Source organism: Paenisporosarcina sp. P5_A11 (genome assembly GCF_056400705.1).
Genome location: NZ_JBFUKT010000310.1, coordinates 1 through 1,909, shown reverse-complemented (window position 1 = coordinate 1,909; position 1,909 = coordinate 1). Strand labels below are relative to the sequence as shown.

At 36.5% G+C, this 1,909-nt stretch carries 2 protein-coding genes; both read right to left on the bottom strand.

What is annotated here, in order from left to right; genetic code table 11:
* Nucleotides 1–920: magnesium transporter CorA family protein (locus tag AC1DOS_RS19770; protein ID WP_477538861.1), on the bottom strand; the 920-nt coding region annotated here is incomplete at its 3' end.
* Nucleotides 921–1,227: 307 nt separating this feature from the next.
* The coding region (locus tag AC1DOS_RS19765; protein WP_477538860.1) for a CocE/NonD family hydrolase C-terminal non-catalytic domain-containing protein at nucleotides 1,228–1,909 on the bottom strand (682 nt) is incomplete at its 5' end.

Sequence of the window (1,909 nt, the reverse complement as noted above, 5' to 3'; positions counted from 1 at the left end):
CATAGTGCCAATCCGATCAAGGCAATAAAAATTAATGCTATTATCAGTATTACCATCCAAGAGAAGGGATCCTGATCAGCAATAGGTAAGGTAACATTCATACCAAAAAAACTAAATACAAGTGTAGGAAGTGTTAAAAAGACTGTAAATAAAGTAAGAGTTTTCATTGTATTATTCAATTCATTCGATATTAGCGAAGAATATGACCCAGTTATACTGTTCAAAATTCTTGTATATAATTCTGTGGTCTCAATTCCTTGATTATTTTCAATTTTTATATCTTCTAGAAGATCTTTGTCATCTTCGTATAACTTTACGGAATTCGTACGAAATAATTTGATTATGATATCCCCATTACCCTTCAATGATGTGAGAAAATAAACCAAACTTTTTTCAATCCCCATTAGGTCATAGAGTTGCTTGTTCGTCAATGAATCACGCAAATTATTCTCTATTTTAAGACGTTGTTTGTTGAGCTGTTTTAATTTTTCTATATACTGAGTTGAAATTGAAAATAATATCTCTAATGCAAAACGACTCTTCATTGAAGTATTAACATTTTTCTTGATTACATTTTCTAAAGAGTTAGTCGATTGGTTGCAAACCGTAACAATGTAATCTGTTCCTAAGATGATTCCAATAGGAATGGTAATATAGGAATCAAATTGACCGTGATTCATATCAATAGTTGGAAAATCATTAATAATTAACGTACAATTCGTCTCTTCATCATATTGAATCCGAGCACTTTCTTCTAAATCTAACGGATCTCTTAAGAATTCAATTGGGATATTACAAAGTTGAGATACCTCTGTCAATTCTTCTTTTGACGGTGCGGTCATATTGATCCAGCAATCCTTCTCGAACTTTTCTATTATTTCTAGAATTCCATCACGAGAGGATTTATAGGTAATAAACACGATTTATCACCCTTTCTATCTTTAATCTAAAGTCTTACGTAAGTAAAGATCTAAGTGAACCCAATGCCACATCAAGAATTAATAATTCATACAAAACCAATCATTCAACTCATAGAAGCCAGATCTTTATCGCCTTTTTCTGCGAGACATTCCTTCACCCCTTAAAGGGATACGGTCAACATGTTAACGAAAAAAAACGCTAAGCCTTCGTATATGACCTGCTTAGCGTATTTTTAACTTACCTGCAGAAGGTTTCACTGAATCCCTCCAGCGGAATTTACAACAATTGATGGGACTCAGCCTTTCACTATTCTTTCTTAGGAATCACAGGTACCAGAAGGAATGAATCATACTTTCCACCGGTATAAATCGAATGAATTCCTTTGTTCACTGTTTCCGTGTGCCTATAACGCCTTGTATCACCTGATGGGTTTTCTTCGATGATTATCTCGCTTCCTTTTATAACCAGCACCAGACTTTCTCCATCTCTTAGGAGAATGCTTGATGGTAATATTTCAATTTCTACTGGCACAATCTCGCCTTTATTAAGCTTCAATAATCTCTTGTGCTTAAGTACCGGCTGATAAGGAGTAGATCTTTCAGGATCCAACTCTCTATGGGAAACTCTCAGCCATCCATTGGCCACCTGCCCGTTTTCAATATGGTTAAAGTCTGGCAGGAACACTTCATTGCCTCGTCTGTCATACTTCTTAATGCCGACAAAAATATCCATATCATCCGTGTCTTCGGCGGAGACCCAGAGCTTGAGCTTCATATTTCCTGTGAGCTCGATGTCCTCGTCAGCGGTAAATTTAAATCTTAAATCACTGTTTTCTGTCTCACCGGGCTCGGCATTATAGGTGAGTCTGGTTTCGTTCTGACCAGGGGTATGCTGCAGGGACATTTCTTCGCCATTCAGATATTGTTTGGAATATTTTGTTTGGGCTATCGGCCACTCATTCGCGGTGCGAATGTGTCCCTTATAGAAT